This window comes from Streptomyces sp. NPDC059452 (assembly GCF_042750035.1).
Taxonomy (GTDB): Bacteria; Actinomycetota; Actinomycetes; order Streptomycetales; family Streptomycetaceae; genus Streptomyces.
In genome coordinates this window covers 155707-180182 of the sequence record NZ_JBHYVE010000016.1, presented here as the reverse complement: position 1 = coordinate 180182, position 24476 = coordinate 155707, and the positions used below count along the sequence as shown (strand labels likewise).

The following is a 24476-nucleotide window of genomic DNA, read 5'->3' as shown; positions in this document are numbered from 1 at the left end:
GTGTCGGAGCAATCCGAGACGGCCCCTGAAGCATTTCCGTGGGGGCGTGGGTGCTTCTTCTCAGTCCGAGCAGCTGGTTTCGGAGCCGTCGGCGGCGGAGGTGATGGCTACGCGGTAGCCGACTCCGGAGGAGAATTCGGGTCCGGGCCGACGCCCTTCCTCGTCGAGGATCTCCTCGGTCAGGAAGTAGACGCCCAGCGTCGCCGCCCTGTCGCCCTTGCCGAGGTCGAAGCAGAGACCCGCGGGCCCGTCCTTGTCCGGCGCCTCCTCGGTGGTCCCGGACAGCTTCCAGCCGTCCCGCTCCGCGGCGGTCCGGTAGTGCTTGAGCACGTCGGCCTCGTCGCCGGGGAACACATAGGTCCGGTCGGTGTGCAGCACCACATCACCGCTGTCCGCCCAGCAGCCGGAGTCCTTCTCGAAGCCCTGCGGGACGACGGTTCCCTCGGGCCGGGATTCGAGGACGGCGTGCGAGTCGAGTTCCCTGACCCGGCTCTCGGTGTCCTCGCAGCTCGCGGTGAGCGAGGCCGCCGCGAGTGACTGGCATCCGGTGAGGACTCCGCTCGTGACGGCTGCCGTCAGCAGCACGGTGACACAACGGCCGGTCCGGGTACGAAGGGGCAAGCCGACTCCTGGAGTTGAAGGGCCGGAACGGTCGTACACCCTTCTCCGGCACCGGCCGAGGACAGCCTCCCGGCATGTATGACCGGGGACGTTACCACGGTGATCTTCGACCGGCCGGTGCCTCAGGCGAGGATCTTCGCCTTGGCCCTCTCGTACTCCTCCGCGTTGATGGCACCCCTGTCCCTGAGGTCCGCCAGCTTCGCCAGATCACCCACATGGCTGGTACCACCGGAGGCGGAGCCCTCGCTGTTCGCGGCCTCCCTCACGTACTGCCGGAAGGCGGCTTCCGAGTCCTTGGCCAGCTTGGCGTCGCGCTCCTGCATGCTGCGGCCCCGGACGATGAGGTAGATCAGCACGCCCAGATAGGGCAGCAGGATGACCAGGACCAGCCAGCCCGCCTTGGCCCAGCCGTTCAGCGAGTGATCCCGGAAGAGGTCCGTCACCACCTTGAACAGCAGGAAGAACCACATGACCCAGAGGAAGAGGTACAGCATGGTCAGGAAGAGGTTCAGGAGCGGGTAATCGTCCATGGGGCCAACTCCGTTCGTGCGGATGGTCCCTCATTCATACGCCTGGTCCCTTTCCTCCGCATCCGTAGCCGGTCCCCGGGAGGGGCCGGGGGTCAGTTCCCGTTCCCGGTGATCCGCAGCAGGTGGGCGGGCGGGTGGCCGATGCCGAGGTCCGGGCGCCAGGCCGCCAGGATCTGCGCCGACGGGTCGAACAGGGGGGTGGGCAGCGCGGCGGGGGCGGTCCAGCGCCAGGCGCTGATCAGATGGGGCTCGGTGACCTCGGGAACGCCGGAGCCCAGGCGTACGACGGCCCCCATGCTGATGCGGTTGATCCCGCCGATCACGTCGTGGAGCATCGCGAAGACCTCCACCGCACCCTCCTCCACGGAGAGGCCGGTCTCCTCGCGCAGCTCCCGTACGGCGGCCGCCGCGACCGACTCGTGCGTCGGGTCGACCTTGCCGCCGGGCAGCTCCCACGTACCGCTGTGGTGCTTCCCCAGCAGTACCCGTCCCTGGTCGTCCTCGACGATCACGCCGACTCCGAGGGCCGCCTGTGCCGTGGGCGGGCGCGTGTTGCGGGCGGGGCCGGTGGGGGTGTCGGTCGCGTCGGTCGTCTCGGTGGGCATGCTGCTGGGTCTCCGCTCTCCGGGGCCTCTTACGGGCCGGTGTGTACGGAACACCGTAACGACGTCGAGGTTCTGGTCCCGCTCAGACGACCAGGTGCAGCGCGGTCGCGGAGATGCCCAGCCGTACGCTCTGTCCCCAGGTCAGCTCCAGGGCGTCGGCCTCCATCCCGTCCCCGAAGACCACGATCCGGTCCGACTCCACGGTGAGCCGCAGTCCCTGGCCCCGGCCCAGTTCGCCGGAGACCAGCGAGGTTCCGGTGGCGGGCGAGGGCCAGGCCTCGCGGACGAACCAGAGGAGCCGGGGGTCGCTCGGCGCGGGCAGCGGGGTGGTGCTGCCGCGCTCCAGCCAGAGCGAGCGCAGCCAGCCGGTGGCGCCCGTGCCGGTGCCGACGAGGACCCCGGAGGAGGCCTGGGCCTCGGCCGGGGAGCCGTCGCCGTCGGGGGCCAGCCGGTAGCGGGCCGTCTGGTGGCCGGGCGGGCCCAGGTAGATCTCGTTGAGCGCGAGCAGCCGCTGGGTGTCGTCGGCGACCGCCTCGACCATGGTCAGCGCGTCGGCCGTGGATCCGGTGGCCGTCGCGGCGCGCAGCAGGGCGGCCGCTTCGGCGCAGCGGTGGCGGACCAGGACGCCGGGGTTGCGCCCGGGGTCGGTGTCGATGCCCACCACCGGCTGCCCGGACAGGTACTTCGCGGCGTTGGCGACCAGCCCGTCCTGGCCGACCACGACCACCACGTCCTCCGGCGCGAAGAGGAAGCGGTCCAGGTCCGCCCGCTCGACCCGGGTGGAGCGCCAGGTGAGCGGCACGGCCGCCGCCACGTCTCTCAGGGCCTCTTGCGTACGTTGGTGGCGCCGGGCCACCTCGTCGATCGAGCGGCCCCGGCTGGAGAGGAAGAACGCGGCCTGCCCGTGCGTGCCGTGCCGGGCGAGCAGCTCCTCGTACTCGGTCCTGCGGTGCACGAGCACCGCCCGGGGCGCCAGGCTCACGCTCCCGCCCCGCCTTCCGGTCGGCCTTCCGGACGCCCGAGCTTCGCGAGCAGCCCGGTGATGACGTCGGGGGAGAGGGTGAGGCTCTCGATGCGCGGCACGTTCTCCGCGAGCCGGGTCGCCGCCAGGGCGTGCAGCGTGGCCGGATCGACCTCCCCGTGCACCCGCAGCCAGGCGGCCTGCGCCTCGGCGCGCGCCGCACCCGTCTCGCGCGCCGCCTCGGCCTCCGCCCGCGCCAGGCGCACCTTGCGCGCTGCCTCGGCCTCCGTCCGTACGCCGTCGGCCGCGGCCTTCTCCTCGGCCTCCCGGCGCGCGTTGGTGCCGCGCTGGTCGACCAACTGCTCCTCGCGCCGGGCCAGTTCGATCTGGCTGGCCAGCTCGTTCTCGGCGATGGCGCGCTCGCGCTCGACGGCCACGGCCCGCCGTTCGTAGGTGGCCCGGTCCGCCTCCTGCTGGATCTGCTCGCGCGCCGGGGTGCGCAGGGCGCGCTCGACCTCGGCCTCGGGGCGGATCGCGACGACGCGCACGGCCACCACGTCGATCCCGGTGGCGGGCAGCCTCGGCTCGGCGGCCAGACCGGTGGCGACCCGTTCCCGTACGGAGGCGACCCCGTCCACCAGGGCCGCCGCGAGCGGGGTGCGGGCCAGCACGTCCAGCGTGTGCTGCTGCGCGGTCTCGGTGAGCAGTGTGGCGATCTGCTCCAGCGGGGCGCCGCGCCAGCTCCCGGTGTCCGGGTCCACGGAGAAGTCGAGCCGGTCGGCCGCCAGGGCCGGGTCGCTGACCCGGTAGGTGACGGTGGCCTGCACGGTGACGTCCTGGAAGTCCGCCGTACGGGCGTGGAACGCCATGGCCAGCTCCCGGTCGTCGACCGGGACTTCGGAGAGCGCCGCCGACAGCGACCGGTACCAGAAGCTGAGCCCGCGCCCGTCGTGGGCGAGCTCGCCGCGCTTGTGGTGGCGGATGTGGGCGGTGGGCGCGGAGCGCAGATGGCGCCAGCCGAAGCGCCTGGTGATGTCGGCCATGGAGACCCCCCTCGCATTTATCTCGTCAGCATGACGATAAGAGGTGGTGGTCCCTATCGTCAAGAGGACGAGAAGGGGGGTGTGGTGGCTCGGCGGGCCGACAGATGCCTGGCCGGGATCTCGCCGCCTCCGTGTACGGCGAGGTCGGCCCCGTTGACGTACGAGGAATGAGGTCCGGCGAGCCAGAGGCAGGCGCGGGCCACGTCCGACGGGAGCGCCAGCCGCCCCATCGGGATGATGCCCGCCACCGCCGCGCCGCCGTCCTCCCCGTACAGCGTGGTGGCGCTCGCGGTACGGATGAGTCCCGCGGTGATGTGGTTCACCCGGACCTTCGGCGCCCACTCCAGGGCCAGGGCCCGGGTCAGCCCGAGCAGGCCCGCCTTCGCGGCCGAGTAGGCGGCGGTCCCCGGCTGCGGGTCATGGGCGGAGACGCTGCCGATGTTGATCACGCTGCCGCCCTCCGGCTGCGCCCGCATGACCAGGTTGGCGGCCTGGGCCACGTAGAAGGGGGCGAGCAGGTTGAGGGCGACGACCTTCTCGACGAAGCGGGGGGAGACGGTCGCCGCGTCGGCGTCGGGGGAGCCGCCCGCGTTGTTGACGAGGACGTCCAGCCGGCCGAACCGCTCGGTGGCCGCCGCCACCAGCTCGGCAGCGGCGGCGGGGTCCCGTACGTCCGTGGGGCGGAACGCCGCCCGGCGCCCGTCTGCCGAGGGCGGCGTGGCGGGGGCGGTGCGCCCGCAGACCATGACCTCCGCGCCCGCCGCGAGGAAGGCCTCCGCGATCACGGCGCCGATGCCCTTGGTGCCGCCGGTGACGATCGCCGCCCGCCCGGTGAGGTCGATCGGGTTGCCCAGCTCCATGGTCCGCCCCTCGCCGGTGGCGCCTCGGTGCGCGTGCGCGAAATCTACCCATCGCTTGTTAGATGCGATAGGGGCGTCGAGGAGGGTCGGACCGGAAAGGGGAGGGTCGGACCGGAAACACGGGCGGCCGGTGAGCTCCGAAGAGGTCACCGGCCGGCCGGGCGGTGCGCCGCCCCCGTCCCCACGGTGCGGCGCCGAGTGGACCGTCCCCATCCGCTGGGGCGGGCGGTCCACGTCTGTGTGGACCCGGGGCTGCCCGGGTCCGTGTCCATCAGGACTCCGGCGCCCCCGCCGCGAGTCCGAGTCCAGGGCCGAGCCCGAGTCCGAGTCCGGGCAGGATCGCCTTCTCGACGAACCTGGTCAGGTACGCCGCGTCCGCGTACCGCCCCTCCAGCAGGGGCCGGGCGCGCATCACACCGAGCAGCTGGGCCGCCACGTACTCCGCGCCCGGCAGGTCGGCCGCGATCTCGCCGCGCGCCTGGGCCCGCCGGACCATCGCGTCGATCGCCGCGATCTCCGGCACGATCAGCGCCTCGCGCAGGGCGCAGAGCAGTTCGGGGCTCTGGAGCGCCGCATGGCTGAGCGCGTGCATCAGCGGGGTGTCGCGCTCCGAGGCCTCGCCGATCGCCCGGGCCGCCTCGCGCAGGTCGTCGGCGAGCGTTCCGGTGTCGATGTCCGGCAGACGCATCCGCCGGGTGCCGTGCAGCGCGGCGACGACCAGCTCCGGCTTGGAGCCCCACTGCCGGTACAGCGTCGACTTGCCGCAGCGGGTGCGGGCGGCGACACCCTCCATGGTCAGCGACTCGTAACCGCTCTCCCGCAACAGGTCCAGCACCGCCGTGTAGAGCTCCTGCGCCCGCTCCGGGGTGATCTTCGACCGGCGGGAAGCGGGAGCCGACTCCGGTACGGAGGCGGGTGCGGGCTCCTCGGCGGAACCGTGCTCCCGTACGGAATCGGGCGGCGGCATGGACTGTCCCTCCTGCGGCGGTGCGGCGAGGTTCTCGATACGTCAGTGTACCGATACGCAGGTGTACCGATACGTGCGTGTACCGATACGCCAACGTATCGGTACACTGGCGTATCGATTCGGCAGGGAGTGGACCGTGCCGTCCTGATACCGCTTCGCATCCAAGGGGGCACCGGGTGACGTACGCCCGCACCGAGCCCACGGACCAGGAGCCGGACATACGTGCCCGACCGCCCCTCGTCCGCGAGTTCCTTCTCGTGGCCGGACTCTTCCTGGCCTACAAGCTCGGCCGCCGGGCGGCCAACGGCCATGTCGAGGAGGCGTTCCGCAACGCCGGGAACGTCTGGGACCTGGAGCGCGCCCTGCGCCTCCCGGGGGAGGGCGCCGTCCAGGCCGTACTGCTGCACAGCGAGACGCTGATCCACGCGGCGAACACCTATTACGCGGCCGTGCACTTCCCCGCCACGGCCCTCTTCCTGGCCTGGCTCTACTGGCGCCGCCCGCTCCACTACCTGTGGTCGCGCCGCATTCTCGCCGTCCTCACCGGCGCCGCTCTCGTGCTGCACCTGCTCTTCCCGCTCGCCCCGCCCCGGATGCTCCCGGCGGCCGGAATGATCGACACCGGCCAGGTGTACGAGCCGACGGTGTACGGGGCGACGCCCGCGACCGACACGATGGCGAACCAGTTCGCGGCGATGCCCTCGCTGCACGTCGGCTGGGCCGTGATGGTGGCCGTCGGCCTCATCGTGGCCACCCGCTCCCGGTGGCGCGGGCTCTGGCTGCTGCACCCGGCGATCACGCTGCTCGTCGTCGTGGGCACCGCCAACCACTACTGGCTCGACGCGATCGTGGTCGTGGCGCTGCTGGCGGTGGCGTTGGCCGCGCTACGGCTGCCGCGCGCTGCCAGGAACGTACCGGCGCACCTGCCGTGGGCGGGTGGGGGTGTGTCCGTACCGGCGTACGCCGTCCCGGGTGCGGGTGCGGGTGCGGGTGCGGATGTGGATGTGGATGTGGAGCTGAGTGCGACGGCTGGGACGGCGGCGTACGTCTCCGAAACCGCGCTCCCGGCACGCGCGCCCGCGGATACCGCGCTCCCGGTATCCGCCCCCGCCGATGCGGTCGATACCGCGCTCCCGGTACCCACCCCCGTCGGCCCCGGAGCCGTCCGGTGAACGCCACGCTGATCGCCGTCGGGCTCTCCCTCGTCTCGGCCGGCGCCTACGCGGCCGCCGCCGTGGCCCAGTCCCGGCTGGCCGGGCGCACCGAGCCCTCCGCCGGGGTGCTGCGCCTGCTCGGCCGGGGCGCCTGGTGGTCGGCGGTCGGGCTGAACGCCGGGGGAGCGCTCCTTCATGTCGCCGCGCTCAACTACGGCCCGCTGACCCTGGTCCAGCCGCTCGGCGCGCTCACCCTCGTTGCCGCCGTCCCGCTCGGGGCCTGGGCCGCCGGACGCCGGGTCGGGCGCACCGAGTGGCGGGGCACGGTCCTGACCCTGCTCGGTCTCGGCGCGCTGCTCCTGACGGCGGGCGGCTCCGCCCCGCACGACACCCTCACCCTTCCCGAGGCCCTCGGCGTCGGCGCCGCGACCATGGCGGTCGTCGCCGGGCTCAGCCGCCCGGGAGCCCGCCCGGGGCTGCGGCACGCGGCGGCCTCCGGGATCACCTCCGGGGTCGCCTCCGCGCTCACCCAGACCCTGACGGTCGCCGTCACCGACCACACCACCGGCCCGCTGTTCAGCTGGCGGCTGCTGACGGTGGCGCTGCTCGTCTCCGCCTTCGCGATGGGCGGCCTGCTGCTGTCCCAGACCGCCTACCGGGGCGGCCTCGGCGCCCCGCTCGCCGTCGTCACCCTCGCCAACCCGGTCGCGGCCGCCGCGATCGGCCTGGCCCTCCTCGGCGAACGCCTCCAGGGCGGTCCGGTCAGCCTGGCCCTGGCGCTGGCCGGTACGGCGGCGGCCGTACGCGGGGTGATCCTGCTCAGCCGGGCCCAGGCGGACGGCACGGAGAACGGCCCGAAGCGCCGGGCGCAGGCGCGAGGCACAGGCGGTCAGGCCCAGGCCCAGGCGCGTGGCACCGACAGCAGCCAGGCCCCGGCCCCGGCCCGAGCACAGAACGCGGACCCGGGACGCGATACGGCCGAGAGCCCCGTGCCCGTCGGCCCGGTCCCCTCCCGGGCCGTCATCGGCCGCCCCCGCCCCGTGGACGGTACGCCGTTCGGCGCGGAACCCCTCACCGTACGGGCGGTCGGTCGGTCCCTCCCGTAAGGGTCAGCCGTCCAGGTCGGCGATGGCCCGGGTCAGCCAGCCGATCCAGAACGTCTCCAGGTCGATACCGCCCCGCAGCACCAGATACCGCAGCCGGCCCTCGTCCGTCGTCGGCGCCGGGGTGAAGTCCCGCTCCTCGATCCCCTGGTACTCCGCCAACTGCCGCTCATGCAGGGCGAGATGGCGGCGCAGCTCCGCCCCCATCCCGTTCACCCCGACGACCGCCGCCGCCCGCATCCGCAGCAGCAGCGGATCGCGGACCGGGCGCGGGTCCTCGGGGATCGCCACCCAGGCGGCCAGCTCCTCGCGGCCGGCGGGGAGGACTTCGTACTCCTTCTTCTGGCCCCGGGCCGGTGCCGCCGTGGGCAGCGCCCTGATCCGTCCCGCCTGCTCCAGTTTTCCCAGCTCGCGGTAGATCTGCTGGTGCGTGGAGGACCAGAAGTAGCCGATGGACCGGTCGAACCTGCGGGTCAGTTCGAGACCCGAGGACGGCTTCTCCAGCAGAGCGGTGAGAATCGCGTGCGGCAGTGACATGACGTGCATCCTAAGGACGAGGGCTCACAGGGCCGCAGGACAGGAGTTCACCGCCCCCAGCACCACGGCTCACAGCACCACGGCTCACAGCGCCACGGCTCACAGCGCCGCGGCCAGCTCCGTGCCCTGGCGGATCGCCCGCTTCGCGTCCAGTTCGGCCGCCACGTCCGCGCCGCCGATCAGGTGGACCGGGCCGCCCGCCGCGCGCAGCTCCTCGTACAGCTCGCGGCGCGGTTCCTGGCCCGCGCAGAGCACCACGGTGTCCACCGGCAGCACCCGCCGCTCGCCGTCGACCGTGAGGTGGAGGCCCTCGTCGTCGATGAGGTCGTAGGAGGCGCCCGCGATCATCTCGACGCCCCGGTGGCGCAGTTCGGTGCGGTGGATCCAGCCCGTCGTCTTGCCGAGGCCCGCGCCGACCTTGGTGGTCTTGCGCTGGACCAGGTGGACGGTACGGGGCACCTTGGGGCGCTCGGGGGTGCGCAGCCCGCCGCGCTCCTCGTACGCCGTGTCCACGCCCCACTGCCGGAAGAACGTCTCCGCGTCCAGGCTCGGCGCGTCCCCTCCGTCGGTGAGGAACTCCGCCACGTCGAAGCCGATCCCGCCCGCGCCCACGATCGCAACCCGGTCGCCGACCGGTGCCCCGTCGCGCAGCACGTCCAGGTAGCTGACGACGTTCGGGTGGTCCGTGCCGGGGATCGCGGGGGTACGCGGCTCGACGCCGGTCGCGAGCACGATCTTGTCGAACCCGTCCAGGGTCCCGGCGTCCGCCCGGGTGGACAGGCGCACCTCGATGTCCAGCTCCGCCAGCCGCGTACGGAAGTAGCGCAGCGTCTCGTTGAACTCCTCCTTGCCCGGCACCCGGCGGGCCACGTTGAGCTGTCCGCCGATCTCGTCCGCCGTGTCGAACAGCGTCACCGCGTGCCCCCGCTCGGCCGCCGTGACCGAGCAGGCGAGCCCCGCCGGACCGGCGCCGACCACGGCGACGCGTTTACGGGTCCGGGTGGGGCTCAGGACGAGCTCGGTCTCGTGGCAGGCGCGCGGGTTGACCAGGCAGGAGGTGATCTGAAGGCTGAAGATGTGGTCCAGGCACGCCTGGTTGCACCCGATGCACGTGTTGATCGCGTCCGCCCGGCCCGCCGCCGCCTTGGCGACGAACTCCGGGTCGGCGAGGAAGGGCCTCGCCATCGAGACCATGTCCGCCCGGCCCGAGGCGAGGATCTCCTCGGCGACCTCGGGGGTGTTGATGCGGTTGCTCGTCACCAGCGGTACGGAGACGGCCCCGCGCACCTTCTCGGTCACCCAGGTGAAGGCGCCGCGCGGCACGGAGGTGGCGATGGTGGGGATGCGCGCCTCGTGCCAGCCGATGCCGGTGTTGATGATCGTCGCGCCCGCCGCCTCGATCTCCTTCGCCAGCGTCACGACCTCCTCCAGCGTCGAGCCGCCCGGCACCAGGTCCAGCATGGAGAGGCGGTAGATGAGGATGAAGTCGCTGCCGACCCGCTCGCGGACCCGGCGCACGATCTCCAGGGGGAGCCGGATGCGGTTCTCGTAACTGCCGCCCCAGCGGTCGGTGCGGTGGTTGGTCGCGGAGACGATGAACTCGTTGATCAGATAGCCCTCGGAGCCCATGATCTCGACGCCGTCGTACCCCGCGTACCGAGCCAGCTCGGCCGCCCGGACGAACTCCTCGATGGTCTCCTCGACCTGCTCGTCGGTGAGGGCGTTCGGGGTGAACCCGCTGATGGGGGCCTTGAGCGCGCTCGGCGCCACCAGGTCCGGGTGGTGCGCGTACCGGCCGAAGTGCAGGATCTGCATCGCGATCCGGCCGCCCGCCGCATGCACCGCCGAGGTGATCTCGCGGTGCTGGTCCGCCTCCGCCTCGGTCGTCATCTTCGCCCCGCCGGGGAAGGAGCAGGCCCGCTCGCTGGGGGCGATGCCCCCGGTGACGATGAGGCCGACGCCGCCCCGGGCGCGCTCCGCGTAGAAGGCCGCCATCCGCTCGAAGCCGCGCTCGGCCTCCTCCAGGCCGATGTGCATCGAGCCCATGAGCACCCGGTTGGGGAGGGTGGTGAACCCGAGGTCGAGCGGGCTCAGCAAGGTGGGGTACAGGCTCATCCGGGGTCTCCTCCGCACGGGGTCGTCGCGTCAGTTGTAGACCACCGCGAGCCGCTTATGCAACAAGTTGCACAATGATCTGTGTCGCACTGCGGACACTCCAGGCACAACGGGTACTCCGGGCACTGCGGGTGCTACAGGCCTTGCGCGCGCTGCGGGCCTTGCGGCGCCGGGCTCGTGCCCCGTACGGCGTACTCGGCCGGGCCCGCCCACCGGCGGCCGACGAGAGTGGGACCCGTAGCCACAGCCCGCCCCACAGCCCCGCCACACCCCCACAGCCCCGCCACACCCCCACAAGCCCTGCCACCCCCCCCACAGTCCCCTCATCCCGGGAGTCCTCATGGTCTGCGTCAACCGGCGTGATCTCGGCCTGCTCGCCCTGCGCGTCGGCACCGGAGCGGTGCTCGCCGCCCACGGCAGCCAGAAGCTGGCCGGCTGGTTCGGCGGCGGAGGCATCCAGGGCACCACGGCCGCGATGGAGGCCATGGGCTTCCACCCGCCCAGGCACAGCGCCGTCGCCGCCGGGCTCGGCGAGGCGGGCGGCGGGGTGCTGCTGGCCCTCGGGCTCGCCACCCCCGCCGCGGGTGCCGCGGCCGCCGGGGCGATGGCGGGGGCGGTGGCCGTGCACGCCCCGGCGGGCTTCTTCGCCCAGGGCGGCGGCTACGAGTACCCGGCCTTCCTCGGCTTCACGGCCGCCGCCGTCGGCCTCACCGGCCCCGGCCGGTACTCCGTGGACCACGTCACCTGCCACATCTTCGACCGGCCCTGGATGGTCGCCCTCGCCTTCGTGGGCAGCGCGGCCGCGGCGGCCGCGGTGGTCGGCAAGCGCGCGAAGGGGCAGTCCGGCGCAGGGCAGTCCGGAGCAGGACAGTCCGGAGCAGGACAGTCCGGCGCGGGGGAGTCCGACAAGGGGCAGGAGGCGGGGCGATGAGCGAGGACCCGCGCCTGTACGACGGCTCCGCCGGCCCCCCTCCGGTGCCCGACCCGGAGAGTGCCTGGGTCACCGGAGGGGTGCTGTTCGCCGGAGTGCTGCTGCTGTGCCAGGGGGTGGTCGCGGCCCTCCAGGGCATCGCCGTCCTGGCCGACAGCGATGTCTACGGCGCGGTCGGCGACTACCTCTACCGGTTCAGCCTCACCAGCTGGGGCTGGATCCACCTGGTGCTGGGCGGCTGCGCCGCGATCACCGGCGCCGGGCTCCTCAAGGGTGCCGGGTGGGCCCGGCTCGCCGGTGTCGTCATCGCCTCCCTCGCCCTGTTCGCACAGTTCCTCTTCCTGCCGTACGCGCCCGTGTGGTCGGTGCTCATGATCGGGCTGGACATCTTCGTGATCTGGGCGCTGTGCGCCTACCGGCCCTCGGCCGGGGCCTCGGCGCCGGGCGCCGCCCTGCGCTGACCGCCTACGTCCTCGCGGCTCAGCGCGCCCGGCCACCAGGACTTCGGCCCGATGTCCCTGACCAGCGCCGGGACGAGGAGCGAGCGGACGACCAGGGTGTCCAGCAGGACGCCGAAGGCGACGATGAAGGCGATCTGCACGAGGAACGCCAGCGGGATCACACCCAGCGCGGCGAAGGTGGCCGCCAGCACGACACCGGCCGACGTGATGACCCCGCCGGTCGTGGTGAGCCCGCGCAGGATGCCCTCCCGGGTGCCGTGGCGCAGCGACTCCTCGCGGACCCGGGACATCAGGAAGATGTTGTAGTCGACGCCCAGGGCGACCAGGAACACGAACCCGTACAGCGGCACCGAGGAATCCGTACCGCTGAAGCCGAACACATGGGTGAAGACCAGTGAGGAAATCCCCAGCGTGGCAAGGAAGTTCAGGGCGACCGTGGTCACCAGCAGCACCGGCATCAGCAGGGACCGCAGCAGGAAGACCAGGATCACCAGGATGATCGCCAGCACCACCGGCACGATCAGCGTGCGGTCGTCCTCGGCCGTGCGCTGGGTGTCGTACTGCTGGGCCGTGTAGCCGCCGACCAGCGCGTCCGAGTCCGGCACCGCGTGGACCGCCTCGCGCAGGGCGGCGACCGTCTCCTTGGCGTTGTCGCTGTCGGCCGCGTCCTCCAGCGTCGCGTCGATCCGGACCTTGCCGTCGACGACGAGCGGTTCGCCGCCCGGGCGGCCGCCCTCGCTTACGGGGGCGACCGAGGCCACGCCGTCCGTACGGGTCGCGGCCTCGCTCACCTCGTCCAGCTTGTCGGCCGCCGCGATGATCACCGCCGGATTGCCGGAGCCGCCGGGGAAGTGCTCGCCCAGCGTCTGCTGGGCGGCCACGGACGGGGCGTCGTTGACGAAGATCTCGTCGAGCGGCACGCCCTTGGAGGTGAGCGTGGGGGCGAAGGCGGCGCAGGCGATCAGGGCGGCCAGCGTGATCGCCCAGACCTTGCGGGGGGCCCGGTCGACCAGGGCCGCGACCTTGTCCCAGATGCCGTGCGCTCCGGACGCGTCCTTGGCGGACCTGGGCTTCGCGGGCCAGTACGCCCTACGGCCCAGCAGTACCAGGGCGGCGGGCAGGAAGGTGAGGGCGCTCAGGACCGAGCAGACGATGCCGATCGCGCCCACCGGACCGAGCGCCCGGTTGTTGGTGAGATCGCTGAGCAGCAGGGCGAGCAGACCCGCCGCCACCGTCGCGGCGCTGGCCGTGATCGGCCCGAAGGACTCGCGCAGCGCCACCCGCATCGCGGCGAACCGGTCGCCGTGGACGGCGAGTTCCTCCCGGAACCGGGCGGTGAGCAGCAGCGCGTAGTCCGTCGCGGCGCCGATCACCAGGATCGACAGGATGCCCTGCACCTGGCCGTCCACCCGCACGATGTCGTGGTCGGCGAGCACGTAGACGATCGCGCAGGCCAGCCCCAGGGCGAACACGGCACCGAGGATGATGAGGAAGGGGAGCAGCACACTGCGGTACACCAGCAGCAGGATCACGAGCACCGTGATCAGGGCCACGGCGAGGAGCAGCCCGTCGATGCCCGCGAACGCGTCCGACAGATCGGCCTGACTCGCGGCCGGTCCCGCCAACTGCACGGTCGCGTCCGGCACTTCCGCACCGGCCTTCTCGACCTCCGCCAGCACCGTCGGCAGTTCGTCCCCCAGGTCCGGGCTCAGCTGCACGATGCCCTGGAGCGCGAGGCCGTCCTCGGAAGGCAGTGCGGGGGAGGCCTTCCCGACGACGCCCTCGGTGTCCGCGAGCGAGGCCAGAGCGCCGGTCGCGGCCTCCCGCTGCGCAGCGCCGACCGGCGCGCCCTCGTCCTTCGACGTCCATACGAGGATGACCGGGAGGGTCTCGTTCTGCTGGAACGCCCTCTGCGCGTCGATGACTTGGGTGGATTGGGCGTTCTGGGGCAGGAAGGACGCCTGGTCGTTGGTGGCGACCTCGCCGAGCTTCCCGGCGTACGGACCGAGCCCGCCGCCGATGCCGAGCCAGGCGATCAGCAGGACGACGGGGATCAGCCAGCGGGCCGACCGTGCAGGGGTGAACATGCCTCTCCCGGGGTGCGAGGAGTATCTCAACGGCTTCTGACGACTTCTGGTGAGTTCAGACGACTTCTGGCAACGTCTCAACGGTGAACAATCTCAATTGTTGAAATACATTAGCCCAGTGCTCGCGGGGGAGCCGCACGGGTCCCCCTCAGGGGATGCCGGGTGGGCGGGGGGCGTACGGGGAGTGCTTCGGCGGGCCATCCCCTCATGGATGCACCCGGGCGCGGAAAAGCTCAGCGACGCGCCGGAGGCGCCTCGGACAGCTCCTCGTTCATCGCCGAGAGGAAGCGCAGGACGGTCGTCAGCTCCGCCTCGCTGAAACGTGCGCGCGCCCGGTCGGTGGCCTCGGCGAGCGGCATGAAGTAGTCACGGGCGGCCATCCGGGCGCTCGCCTCGTAGTGGACGTGCACCACCCGGCGGTCGGTGCTCTCCCGGGCCCGCCGGACGTGACCGGCCCGCTCCAGGCGGTCGAGACAGGCGGTCACCGCGCCCGAGGTCAGGCCCAGGTGCTCGCGCAGCGCGCCCGGTGTGAGGGGGGCGGGGGCGTCGAGAATCGCCGCGAGCGCCGTCACGTCGGTGGGGTGCAGATGCTGCTTCGCCGCGAATCCGTGGGTCATCCGGTTGATCTCGCCGTTCATCCGGCGCAGCTCCACCGCGAACGCCTGGAGACCGGCGGCGGATCCGGGTTCCGGGGCCGCCTCGGGGTCCGAGGCGCCGCCTCGGGTCTGTCGGCTGTCAGCGCTGGTCACGTACTCAGCGTATAGAACCCGTGCCCATGGCCGGTGCCCGGACCATCACGCGGTCCGGGCACCGGTCACGGGCACGAGCAGTGTCACCACGACGCCCGGTCATGGGCACGGGCGGTAGCACCACGACGCTCGGTCATGGGCACGGGCGGTGTCACCACGATGGCCCGGTCCCGGTCACGACGTCGGCATGAGCACCGTGTCGACCAGGTTGACCGTGGCGTTGGCCGTCGGCACATTGCCACAGACGATCTTCGAGGAGTCGTTCACCGTGAAGTCCGTACCGGACCCCTTCACGGTGAGGTCGCTGCCCTCCAGGGTCTTGTAGGTGCCGTCCTCCAACTGCTGTGTGGTCAGCTTCTCGCCCACCACGTGGTACGTCAGCACCTTGGTGAGCTCCTCCTTGTCGTTGAGCAGCGCGTTCAGGTCCGCCTGCGGGATCTTCTCGAACGCGTCGTTGGTCGGTGCGAACACCGTGATGTTCTCGGCGTTGTTGAGGGTGTCCACCAGATCGGCCTTCTCGATGGCGCTGACCAGGGTGGAGAGTTCGGGGTTGTTGGAAGCCGCGGTGGCGACCGGGTCCTTCGCCATGCCCTCAAGACTGCCCGCGCCCTCCGTCGGGACGGAGGCACAGGCCGGACCGAACGGTTCTGCCGGCGCCTCGGCCTGCGCCGACGGTGCGAAGAACACCAGAGAGGCGGGGAAGGCGAGTGCGGCGGCGGCCGCAGCGGTGCGCTGCAGGCGAGTGATGGTCATGATGTCTCCTCCGGCAAGTGGCGGTGAGATATTCACGCCTAACGGCATGGGGGGCCGTAAAACCAGTAGCCCACAGAAGATGTTCCGGGTCAAATGCGGAGCCCCGGTAAAGTAATTTGGTGGGTGTTTCGAGGAGGTGGGGAAGGGGATGGAGAAAGAGTTCCGGGGAGCGCTCGCGACTGCCGCCGACGCTCGACGACCCCTTCCACGTGCAGGTAGGGGCGGTTTCGACGCAGAAACGACGCGGCAGGACCGGTGGAGTGGTGTGCTGCACGGTGGAGGCATGGGTAGCTTCTGCCGTGAGGAGGCGGAATTCGCCGAGCGCTGTCGAAAATTGCTGATCGGTCGGCGGGGAGTCGACCGATCGGGAAATGTTACGCGCATTTAAGGAAAAGCCGTGCGGGTAATTTTCCTGCGCGCATCGCATTTTGTGAATTCACCTTCCCGGCGCTGCCCGACGGCCCCGCCCCGGTCCGGCAGGAGTTGATCCGCCGGACCGGGGCAACCGGCATGGCATGAATACCCGTTCAGTAGCAGCTCAGGGGCGCGGCCGGGCCAGGCGGGCCGCCGACAGCACCGCGGTGGAGGCCGGGGCCCGGGCCGGATTCGGGGCCCGTGGGGTCATCTACGCCCTCGTGGGCGCCCTCGCCCTGCAGATCGCGTTCTCCGGAGGCGGCGGCCGGCAGGCGGACCGGGGCGGAGCGATCGCCGAGATAGCCGAGCAACCCTTCGGCAGGATCGTGCTGTGGCTGCTGGGCATCGCCCTGGTGGGCATGGCGCTGTGGCGGCTCTCCGAGGCGCTCTTCGGCCAGGCGGGCCCCGATGGCGCCAAGCCCACCAAGCGGGCCATGGCCGCAGGGCGCTGCGTCTTCTACGGCTTCGCCGCCTACTCCGTCCTGTCCTTCGCGGCAGGCGAATCGGGCAGCGGCGGCGGCTCGTCCGACCAGCAGTCCCAGGACATCACCGCCAAGGTGCTGGGCTGGCCCGGGGGCCAGTGGATCGTCGGCGTCGGGGGCGCCGCGATCGCCGCCGCCGGTATCTGGATCGCGGTCCGCGCCATCATGCGCAAGTACCACAAGCACCTGAAGACGGCGGAGATGTCTCAACGGGTGCGCCGTGTTCTCGACTTCACCGGCGTGTTCGGTGGCTCCGCGCGGGGTGCCGTCTTCGCCACCGCAGGCGGGTTCGCCGTGGCGGCGGCCGTCAAGCACGAGCCCGACCAGTCCAAGGGGATGGACGACACCCTGCGCTCCTTCACCGATACGCCCGTCGGCCCGTGGCTCCTGGTGGTCATCGCCCTTGGCCTGGTCGCCTTCGGGGTCTTCTCCTGGTTCAACGCCCGCTACCGCAAGGTCTGACCGACGCCGCCCCCGGTCACCCGGGGCGGCCCGCCGACCGCCGCACCCCGGCGGGCCGCGTCCTCACGGGCGGCCTGCTCGGGGTGGCGGCGACGCCAGTACGGGTTGTCGTGCGGCAACCCGCCGGTGACCCGCCCGTACATCCCGAAGGTCAGGATCAGCAGCCCCATCACGAAGCTGAAGATCACGTTGGACATGCCGAAGTCCAGGATGTTGGCGCCCTTGTCCAGGATGAAGATGTGGACGAAGCCGCTGAGCAGGAAGAGTGAGCCGACCGTCATGTTCACCATCGACGCGACGTTCCCGCCGATCACCGCCCCGGCGATCAGCACCAGGCCGACGACGACGGAGATCAGGCTCAGCAGGCCGTTGGTCGACAGCCCGGCCACCTGGGAGCCGTTGGTGTCGAAGAAGCCCAGCCGGTTGGTGAAGCCGAGAATGCCGAAGACCAGGAGGATGACTCCGCAGAGCCCCGCTCCGATCCGGTAGACGGTCGCGAGCCGGTGGTCCAGGGGGAGTTCGTCGCTCAGTTTCATGGCCGTCTCCTGTTCAGTGCCTGATCCGAAGGTCCGATGGGCCGTGCGCCCCCCTTTCCCTCCTCCCTCCCCCGCCTCACTCAGCCTCCCCCGCCTTACTCCGCTAAGGACGCGCCTCACTCAGCCTCCCCCGCCTTACTCCGCTAAGGACGCGACTCACTCCGCCGATGCCGCGCTCTCCGCGACGGAGCGTCGGATGCGCAATATCGCGCGCCGGGAGTGACTCTTCACCGTGCCGAGAGGCAGCCCCGTCCGCTCGGCGATCTGGACGTGCGTCAGGTCGTCGAAGAACGCCAGGCAGAGGATGCGCCGCTGCACCAGGGGCAGTTTGCGCAGCTCCTGCGCCACCAGCACCCGGTCCAGCGCCGCCTCCGGCCGCTCGGCCGTCCCAAGGGCGTCGGCCCCCTCGCGTGTGGCCTGGGCCGTCGCATGGGCCAGAGCCAGCTCCGTACGCCGGGAACGGGCCGCATGGGCGTCCGCGATCTTGCGGCGGGCGATGCCGACCAGCCACCCGGGCAGTGGACCCCGTACCGCGTGGTAGCCCTGACGGCCCCGCCACGCGGCGAGGAACGTCTGCTGCGCCACGTCCTCGGCCTCCCGGGCGTCCCCCAGGGACTGGGCCGCCAGCGAGTACACGAGCGCACCCCACCTGCGGTACACCAGGGCGAAGCTGTCCTCGTCGCCGCGCACGAACCCCGCGGCCAGCCGCTCCGAGTCGGCCCGGTCCTCGGCCCGGGCGGGTGACAGGGCCACCGGGCGGGCCTCGCTGACGAGCGCCGTCATGTCTGTCCGTCCTCTCCGCCCCGCCGCGCGTGCGGGCAGCCTCCGGGGCGACGGGCACGCCCGCCGCTTCGCTTGATCTCCAGGCAACCGGGCGGCGAAGCGCCGGGCAACATGCATCGTTTCTGCGTCGTATGGTGGGCTGTATGGACGACGCGGTCTCCACGCTCACCGAAAGGCCCGCCGTCGGTGGCCTGACCACCGGCGCGGTCGCCCGGCTGCTGGGGGTGGCGCCGACGACCCTGCGCTCGTGGGACCGCCGCTACGGGATCGGCCCGGCCTCCCGTGAGGGCGGTCGGCACCGGCGGTGGACGTCGGCCGACATCCGGCTGCTGGAGTGCATGTGCGGCCTGACCAACGCGGGAATGCCCCCGGCCGAGGCCGCCCGCGCGGCCCTGGCGACCACCTCCCGGCCCGCCGCCGGGCCGGACGAGCGGGCGGGAGGCGAGGGGAAGCGCGCCTCCCGCGCCCCGGGGGCGCTCCCGGTCGGCCGGGCGCGCCGCGAGTGCCGCGGGCTGGCCAGGGCGGCCGTCCGGCTGGACGCGCAGGCCATGGACGAGCTGCTGACCGCGGCCATCGAGCGGTACGGGCTGCTCGCCGCCTGGGACTCGGTCATCATGCCGACGCTGCACGCCGTCGGCCGCAAGTGGGAGACGGCGGGCGAGCGGTACATCGAGGTCGAGCACCTGCTCTCCTGGCATGTCTCCAGCGCGCTGCGCCGGGCCGCGTCACAGCGCGCGCCCCGATCCGGTGCCGGGGTCTCCCTCCTGGCCTGTACCCCGGAGGAGAGCCATACGCTGGCCCTGGAGGCGCTCGCCGCCGGACTGGCCCAACAGGGCTTGCCCGTCAGGATGTTCGGCGCGGCCCTGCCGGTGGAGGCGATGGAGGAGGCGGTACGGCGTACGGGTCCCGCCGCCGTCGTGCTCTGGGCCCAGTCCCGGTCCACCGCGAGCCGGGCGCTGGTGGCGCGGGTGGAGTCCATCGAGTGGGGCGTACGGGGAGCCAGGCGGCGGCCGGTCGTCCTGGCCGCCGGACCGGGCTGGGCCGGGCAGTTGCCACCGGGAGTCCGCCATCCCTCCGGTCTGGCCGAGGCGTTGGAGGCGCTCGCGGCCATCAGCCGTCGATGAGCCCCTGTACGGCCCCGAGTTGGACCGCCGGCCCGGGGAGCTTCCGGGACCGGGCGCGGGACCTGGCACGGAAGGTGCGGCGGTAGGCGTCCGGCGCGACACCGACCGTCCGGTGGAAGTGGCGGCGCAGGGTGGTGGCGGTGCCCATGCCCGTGGCCGTCGCGATGGCGTCCACCGTGTCGTCGGTGGTCTCCAGCAACTCCTGTGCGCGGCGGATTCGTTGGGCGAGCAGCCACTGCAAGGGGGTCGTGCCGGTGGCCGACTTGAAGTGGCGGCCGAGGTGCCGCGAACTCATCCGCGCCTGCCGGGCCAGGTCCTCCACGGTGAGCGGCCGGTCCAGCCGCCGCATCACCCAGGGGAGGAGATCGGCGAGCGGATGGCCGCCCGGCGCGGGCACCGGGGTCGTGACGAACTGCGCCTGTCCGCCGTCCCGGTGGGGCGGCACGACCAGGCGGCGGGCGAGGGTGTTGGCGACCGCCGAGCCGTGGTCGAGCCGGACGAGATGCAGGCACAGGTCCATGGCGGCGGCCTTGCCCGCGGAGGTGAGGACGCTGTCGTGGTCCACGTAGAGGACATCCGGGTCGACCGTCACCCGGGGGTGGCGCTCGGCCAGCACCCGGGTGTGCGCCCAGTGCGTGGTCGCCCGCCTGCCGTCCAGCAGACTCGCCGCCGCCAGCACGAAGGCGCCCGTGCAGAGGGAGGCCACCCGGGCCCCCGCCTCATGGGCCGCGCGGACGGCGTCGACCAGCTCGGCCGACGGGGCCCGGTCGATGTCCGCCCAGCCGGGGACGATCACGGTGTGGGCGTCCACGAGCCCGTCGAGCCCCCGGTCGGGCTCCAGCCGGAACCGCCCGGCCCGTACGGTGTCCGGACCGCAGAGCGAGAGCCGGTACCAGGAGTCCGCCCCGTCGGGTGCGTGTGAACCGAAGACCTCGCAGGCCAGGGCCAGTTCGAAGTGCAGCATGCCGTCGGTGACGGCGAGCGCGACTGCGGTCATGTCCGAAAGTGTACGGGCCATGGCGTTCCGGACCGTCGCGGTGGACGACCGGCCCCGGCCAGGATGTCCGTGACGGGAAGCCGTGGGCGGTAGAGCCGCAGCTGCGGATCATCCACGTACGACGGAAACGTGCGACGGAAACGTGCGACGGAAACGTACGACGGAAACGTGCGACGGAATGGAGACAACTCATGGGATCGGACCGGACGGTGGCGGTCTTCGGCGCCTACGGACACACCGGGCGGTTCGTGGTGGCGGAGTTGAGGGTGCGCGGATTCCACCCCGTTCTCGTCGGCCGCGACCCCGACAAGCTGAAGGCACTGGCGTACGGAACGGGGGCGTACGGAACGGGGGCGCACGGGACCGGAACGTACGGGACCGGAACGTACGGGACCGGAGCTTACGGAACCGTGCCGGACACCCGTACGGCATCGGCCCACGACCCCGCCTCGATCGACCGGGCCCTCATCGGCGCGGCAGCCGTCATCAACTGCGCGGGCCCCTTCGCCACGACGGCGGCCCCCGTGATCGAGGCCGCCCTGCGCGTGGGCATCCCCTATCTGGACGTGGCGGCCGAGATCGAGGCCAGCCTCGACACCTTCGCCCACTACGCCGAACGTGCCCGGGAAGAAAGGGCGTTGATCGTCCCGGCGATGGCCTTCTTCGGCGGCTTCGGGGACCTGCTGGTCACCGCGGCGATGGGTGACTGGACGGCGGCCGACGAGGCGCACATCGCGTACGGGCTGAGGAGCTGGCACCCCACCGCCGGGACCCGCACAGCGGGCGCGGTCTCCCGGGAGCGGCGGGGCGTCGGCCGCCGCATCCGTTACACCGGCGGGCGGCTGGAGCACCGCGACGACGCCCCGCCCACCCTGGAGTGGCCCTTCCCCCAACCGCTGGGCCCCCGCACGGTGATCGGGGAGTTCACGATGGCCGATGTCGTCACCGTACCGAGCCATCTGGCCGTCCCCGAGGTGCGCACCTACATGACGGCCGAGGCGGCCCGTGACCTCGCCTCCCCGGACACATCGGCCCCGGCGCCGGTCGACGAACGGGGGCGCTCCGACCAGACGTTCGTCGTCGATGTGGTCGTGCGCTCGGGCGGAGCGGAACGGCGGGCCGTCGCCCGGGGGCAGGACATCTACGCCGTCACCGCGCCCCTGGTGGTGGAAGCGGCCGAGCGCGTCCTGACGGGGCGCACCCGCGCGGTCGGCGTCGCCTCGGCGGGCGCGATGTTCGACGCCCCCGGCTTCCTGCGGGCGCTGTCCCCGCACATCACCGTCGAACTGTTCACACAGTCGGCCGAGGGGCGAACAGCGGCGCGTAGGAGTGGCCTTCCGGCGTGAGGACGAGCACGAAGTCCTCGCCCATGGCCACCGCCATCTCCCGCAGCCCACGGCCCGCCGCCCCCGCCCGCCCCCTCACCTGCGCAGGAACTCCGCCAGCCCCGTCAGCAGCCGCTCGACGTCGTCCGTGTCGTTGTACGGGGACAGCCCCACGCGCAGCCCGCCCTCGTCGCCGAGGCCCAGGTGCCGGGAGGCCTCCAGGGCGTAGAAGGAACCGGCCGGGGCGTGGACGCCGGAGCGGGCGAGGAAGCGGTACGCGTCCGAGGCGTCCCGGCCCTCGAAGGTGAGCAGCAGGGTGGGCGTCCGCTCGGCCGCCCGGGAGTGCAGGGTCACCCCGCCCAGCTCGGCCAGCGCCTTTTCCAGGGTCTCCAGCAGGGCGCTCTCATGGGCGCCGATCGCCGTGAACGCCGACCGCAGCCGCTCCCGCCGCCCGGCCGTCGCGCCGTCGGCACCCAGGTCCGCGATGAAGTCGACGGCGGCGCGGGTCGCCGCCAGCATCTCGTAGGGGAGGGTGCCGAGTTCGAAGCGCTCGGGGACGGCGTCGGTGGACGGCACCAGCTTGTCGGGGCGCAGGGTCTCCAGCAGCTCGGGGCGGGCGGCCAGCACGCCGTGGTGGGGGCCGAAGAACTTGTACGGCGAGCAGACGAAGAAGTCGGCGCCGAGCCGCTCCACATCCACGAAGTCGTGCGCCGTCAGGTGCACCCCGTCGACGTGGAACAGCGCACCGGCCCGGTGGACCAGCTCCGCGATCGCGGCGATGTCGGGCCGGGTGCCGATCAGGTTGGAAGCCCCGGTCACCGCGACCAGCCGCGTGCGGTCGCTCAGCAGTGCGCCGACGGCCTCCGCGGGCAGCTCCCCGGTGGCCGGGTCGAACTCCGCCCACCGCACCACCGCACCGGCCCGTTCGGCCGCCTGCACCCAGGGGCGGATATTGGCGTCGTGGTCCAGTCGGCTGACCACCACCTCGTCGCCGGGCGCCCAACTCCCGCACAGGACGCGGGAGATGTCGTACGTGAGCTGGGTCGCGCTGCGTCCGAAGACGATCCCGGCCGGGTCGGCGCCCAGCAGATCCGCCAGCGCCTGCCGGAAGCCGCCGACGATCGTCTCCGCGTGGATCTCCCCGGGCAGCGTGGCGCCCCGGATCGACAGCGGGCGGCTCAGCGCCTCGGTGAAGGCCGCGATGACGGGCGCCGGGGTCTGGGTGCCGCCGGGTCCGTCGAAGTGCGCCGTACCGGCCCGGAGGGCGGGGAACTGCGCGCGCACAGTGCTGACGTCATAACTCAAGGGGACTCCCTCGCTCATGGGCGCCCGGGCCGGGGCACGGTTCGGCGCCGATCATCGCAGGGGTGCCCCCGCCCGTGAAGGACCGCAGGGGTGCCCCCGCCTGTGAAAGGGCACCTCGCGCCGACGAGTGCGCGGGCGCACGGCCCCGGGCCGACAGTGCGCCGCCGCGTACGAAAACACTTCACGGCGCATGCGTCTGCGCCCGTCACACGGCACAGGGATGATCCTATGAGGGAATTCTTCGCACAAATTGACTAAGCCAGTTTCATGAAGGATTCCCGCATTGCTCTCCCTCGGGAAATCCGCTTCACGGAGGTGTGCGGCGAACGCCCGTGAAGAGTCCGCAATTTCGGTGACGGGGTGGTGGTTAAAGCCCTGGGAATCGGAAATGAATGATCTGGGCCGATGGAGCTGGGGGGTATCGGTTCACGCCACGGCCCACGGCCCGTTTCCGTCGGAGCCGGGTGTCCGGATGGGGCGGTACAGGAGCGGCTGCTCATGGCCCAGGGTGCCCAACAACCCCTAGGTCGCCCTTGAACTGCACCGATGCGATGTTCTCTCCTAGATCACATCTCCTGTGGAGGGTCACGGATGGACGAGTGCGAACGGTCCGCCGATGGCGAGATCGATTCGGTTGGCTATTCGGGCGGCGGGAAGAGCCCGGCCGGAATCTCCCCGGCTTCCGCCCTTCGGGCGGTCGCGTATCCGGTCCTCTTGCTGGCAGTTGTCCTCGTGGGCGCGTCCGCATTGGTTCTGCGCTGGGATCCGGCCGTCGTGAGTCCGCTTTTCCTTGTCGGGACCCTCGTGTATCTGGCCGTTCTTGAACAGCTCATTCCCTATGACCGGAGCTGGCACCCGGGAAAGGACGAGTGGTGCTGGTACGGCGTCTATTTTCTGCTCACCATGGCCGGGAGCGGGCTCGCGCAACTCCTGGTCACGTCCGCCGTCGGGCGGATCGCGCCCGACGAGCCCGCCCACCCGCTGTGGGCCGAGATCCCGGGCGCCCTGCTGGCCGGATCCCTCGTCGGCTACCTGGTCCACCGGCTGGGCCACACCAGCGCCCTCCTGTGGCGGCTGCACGGGGTCCACCACGTACCGCAGAAGGTCAACGTCGCCAACAACGGCGTCAACCACGTCCTGGACATCGTCCTGGCCCAGAGCCTGGTCCAACTGACCCTGGCCCTCCTCGGGTTCTCCCGCCCGGCCGTGCTGGTGACGGGGCTCTTCGTCGTCGCCCAGGGCTACTTCGTCCACGCCAACATCGACGTACGCATCGGCCGGCTCAACCACGTGCTGGCCAGCCCCGAACAGCACCGCCTCCACCACAGCACCGACCTGTCCGAAGCCGGTCACTACGGCTCCGACCTCTCCTGCTGGGACCACCTCTTCGGCAGCTTCACCTGGCGTCCCGGCCGTGAACCCGCCGCCGTCGGCCTCCACGACCCGGCCTCCTTCCCCGGCACCGGAGAGATCCTGGCCAGCCTCCTGCACCCCTGGCGGCGCCGGCCGGAACCGGAACCGGAATCGGGACCACCGGCCGGCCCGGACGCCAACCCCTGATGCGCCACCAC

At 72.2% G+C, this 24476-nt stretch carries 24 protein-coding genes; 8 read left to right on the top strand and 16 right to left on the bottom strand.

The window, feature by feature from the left end; translation table 11 throughout:
* Positions 1-60: 60 nt before the first annotated feature.
* The 7 genes from ACFW9Z_RS22080 to ACFW9Z_RS22050 all read right to left on the bottom strand — a co-directional run bounded on the left by ACFW9Z_RS22080 (position 61) and on the right by ACFW9Z_RS22050 (position 5587).
* A complete protein-coding gene (locus tag ACFW9Z_RS22080) occupies positions 61-621 on the bottom strand; it encodes a hypothetical protein (protein WP_384643508.1) in 561 nt (186 codons plus the stop codon).
* 122 nt (positions 622-743) lie between these two features.
* Positions 744-1151: an SHOCT domain-containing protein gene (locus tag ACFW9Z_RS22075; RefSeq protein WP_384643505.1), complete on the bottom strand. Its 408-nt coding sequence runs from the start codon at positions 1149-1151 to the stop codon at positions 744-746.
* A gap of 92 nt (positions 1152-1243) precedes the next feature.
* Positions 1244-1756 (bottom strand): NUDIX hydrolase, encoded by a 513-nt coding sequence (locus tag ACFW9Z_RS22070; protein ID WP_384643503.1) that lies wholly within the window; start codon positions 1754-1756, stop codon positions 1244-1246.
* Between the two features lie 82 nt (positions 1757-1838).
* Complete coding sequence (locus ACFW9Z_RS22065; protein WP_384643500.1) at positions 1839-2738, bottom strand: hypothetical protein; 900 nt, start codon at positions 2736-2738, stop codon at positions 1839-1841.
* Complete coding sequence (locus ACFW9Z_RS22060) at positions 2735-3760, bottom strand: SPFH domain-containing protein (RefSeq protein WP_384643497.1); 1026 nt, start codon at positions 3758-3760, stop codon at positions 2735-2737. The genes ACFW9Z_RS22065 and ACFW9Z_RS22060 overlap by 4 nt, the downstream gene beginning before the upstream one ends.
* 59 nt (positions 3761-3819) lie before the next feature.
* Positions 3820-4620: an SDR family oxidoreductase gene (locus tag ACFW9Z_RS22055; RefSeq protein WP_384643494.1), complete on the bottom strand. Its 801-nt coding sequence runs from the start codon at positions 4618-4620 to the stop codon at positions 3820-3822.
* A 271-nt stretch (positions 4621-4891) separates the two neighbouring features.
* A complete protein-coding gene (locus ACFW9Z_RS22050; protein ID WP_384643491.1) occupies positions 4892-5587 on the bottom strand; it encodes a TetR/AcrR family transcriptional regulator in 696 nt (231 codons plus the stop codon).
* 176 nt (positions 5588-5763) lie between these two features.
* On the opposite strand from ACFW9Z_RS22050, the gene ACFW9Z_RS22045 reads away from it, so the two are divergent.
* A complete protein-coding gene (locus tag ACFW9Z_RS22045; RefSeq protein ID WP_384643488.1) occupies positions 5764-6759 on the top strand; it encodes a phosphatase PAP2 family protein in 996 nt (331 codons plus the stop codon).
* A complete protein-coding gene (locus ACFW9Z_RS22040; RefSeq protein WP_384643485.1) occupies positions 6756-7847 on the top strand; it encodes a hypothetical protein in 1092 nt (363 codons plus the stop codon). The genes ACFW9Z_RS22045 and ACFW9Z_RS22040 overlap by 4 nt, the downstream gene beginning before the upstream one ends.
* Before the next feature lie 3 nt (positions 7848-7850).
* Here the strand turns inward: ACFW9Z_RS22040 and ACFW9Z_RS22035 are convergent, their stop codons facing one another.
* Together ACFW9Z_RS22035 and ACFW9Z_RS22030 are read right to left on the bottom strand one after the other, a co-directional pair.
* On the bottom strand, positions 7851-8381 hold the full coding sequence (locus ACFW9Z_RS22035) for a PadR family transcriptional regulator (RefSeq protein ID WP_384643482.1): 531 nt from the start codon (positions 8379-8381) through the stop codon (positions 7851-7853).
* Between the two features lie 99 nt (positions 8382-8480).
* On the bottom strand, positions 8481-10496 hold the full coding sequence (locus ACFW9Z_RS22030; RefSeq protein WP_384643480.1) for an FAD-dependent oxidoreductase: 2016 nt from the start codon (positions 10494-10496) through the stop codon (positions 8481-8483).
* A 340-nt stretch (positions 10497-10836) separates the two neighbouring features.
* Between ACFW9Z_RS22030 and ACFW9Z_RS22025 the strand changes: the two genes are divergently transcribed.
* The gene (locus tag ACFW9Z_RS22025) at positions 10837-11427 is read left to right on the top strand and encodes a DoxX family protein (RefSeq protein ID WP_384643477.1); all 591 of its coding nucleotides are present in this window, start codon (positions 10837-10839) and stop codon (positions 11425-11427) included.
* Positions 11424-11888: a hypothetical protein gene (locus tag ACFW9Z_RS22020; protein WP_384643474.1), complete on the top strand. Its 465-nt coding sequence runs from the start codon at positions 11424-11426 to the stop codon at positions 11886-11888. Before ACFW9Z_RS22025 ends, ACFW9Z_RS22020 begins: the two co-directional genes overlap by 4 nt.
* On the opposite strand, the gene ACFW9Z_RS22015 is transcribed toward ACFW9Z_RS22020, so the two are convergent.
* The 3 genes from ACFW9Z_RS22015 to ACFW9Z_RS22005 form a co-directional block, all read right to left on the bottom strand.
* A complete protein-coding gene (locus ACFW9Z_RS22015; RefSeq protein ID WP_384643471.1) occupies positions 11840-13975 on the bottom strand; it encodes an MMPL family transporter in 2136 nt (711 codons plus the stop codon). The two genes, ACFW9Z_RS22020 and ACFW9Z_RS22015, sit on opposite strands and share 49 nt — an antisense overlap.
* A 233-nt stretch (positions 13976-14208) precedes the next feature.
* A complete protein-coding gene (locus ACFW9Z_RS22010) occupies positions 14209-14724 on the bottom strand; it encodes a MarR family winged helix-turn-helix transcriptional regulator (protein ID WP_384643468.1) in 516 nt (171 codons plus the stop codon).
* 174 nt (positions 14725-14898) lie between these two features.
* A complete protein-coding gene (locus ACFW9Z_RS22005) occupies positions 14899-15477 on the bottom strand; it encodes a fasciclin domain-containing protein (protein ID WP_384643465.1) in 579 nt (192 codons plus the stop codon).
* A gap of 515 nt (positions 15478-15992) precedes the next feature.
* Here ACFW9Z_RS22005 and ACFW9Z_RS22000 point away from each other — a divergent pair.
* The gene (locus ACFW9Z_RS22000) at positions 15993-16835 is read left to right on the top strand and encodes a DUF1206 domain-containing protein (protein WP_384643462.1); all 843 of its coding nucleotides are present in this window, start codon (positions 15993-15995) and stop codon (positions 16833-16835) included.
* Here the strand turns inward: ACFW9Z_RS22000 and ACFW9Z_RS21995 are convergent.
* Both ACFW9Z_RS21995 and ACFW9Z_RS21990 read right to left on the bottom strand, forming a co-directional pair.
* Complete coding sequence (locus ACFW9Z_RS21995; RefSeq protein WP_384643459.1) at positions 16820-17371, bottom strand: DUF4383 domain-containing protein; 552 nt, start codon at positions 17369-17371, stop codon at positions 16820-16822. The genes ACFW9Z_RS22000 and ACFW9Z_RS21995 overlap by 16 nt on opposite strands.
* 156 nt (positions 17372-17527) lie before the next feature.
* A complete protein-coding gene (locus ACFW9Z_RS21990) occupies positions 17528-18154 on the bottom strand; it encodes an RNA polymerase sigma factor (RefSeq protein WP_384643456.1) in 627 nt (208 codons plus the stop codon).
* Positions 18155-18297: 143 nt separating this feature from the next.
* Between ACFW9Z_RS21990 and ACFW9Z_RS21985 the strand changes: the two genes are divergently transcribed.
* Complete coding sequence (locus ACFW9Z_RS21985) at positions 18298-19278, top strand: MerR family transcriptional regulator (protein WP_384643453.1); 981 nt, start codon at positions 18298-18300, stop codon at positions 19276-19278.
* On the opposite strand, the gene ACFW9Z_RS21980 is transcribed toward ACFW9Z_RS21985, so the two are convergent.
* On the bottom strand, positions 19265-20275 hold the full coding sequence (locus ACFW9Z_RS21980) for a helix-turn-helix domain-containing protein (RefSeq protein ID WP_384643451.1): 1011 nt from the start codon (positions 20273-20275) through the stop codon (positions 19265-19267). The two genes, ACFW9Z_RS21985 and ACFW9Z_RS21980, sit on opposite strands and share 14 nt — an antisense overlap.
* A gap of 191 nt (positions 20276-20466) precedes the next feature.
* Here ACFW9Z_RS21980 and ACFW9Z_RS21975 point away from each other — a divergent pair, with 191 nt between their 5' ends.
* The gene (locus ACFW9Z_RS21975; RefSeq protein WP_384643449.1) at positions 20467-21621 is read left to right on the top strand and encodes a saccharopine dehydrogenase family protein; all 1155 of its coding nucleotides are present in this window, start codon (positions 20467-20469) and stop codon (positions 21619-21621) included.
* Between the two features lie 75 nt (positions 21622-21696).
* On the opposite strand, the gene ACFW9Z_RS21970 is transcribed toward ACFW9Z_RS21975, so the two are convergent.
* Positions 21697-22905, bottom strand: coding sequence for a cysteine desulfurase-like protein (locus tag ACFW9Z_RS21970; protein ID WP_384643446.1), 1209 nt, complete (start codon positions 22903-22905; stop codon positions 21697-21699).
* Between the two features lie 591 nt (positions 22906-23496).
* Between ACFW9Z_RS21970 and ACFW9Z_RS21965 the strand changes: the two genes are divergently transcribed.
* On the top strand, positions 23497-24465 hold the full coding sequence (locus ACFW9Z_RS21965) for a sterol desaturase family protein (RefSeq protein ID WP_384643444.1): 969 nt from the start codon (positions 23497-23499) through the stop codon (positions 24463-24465).
* Positions 24466-24476: the final 11 nt, after the last annotated feature.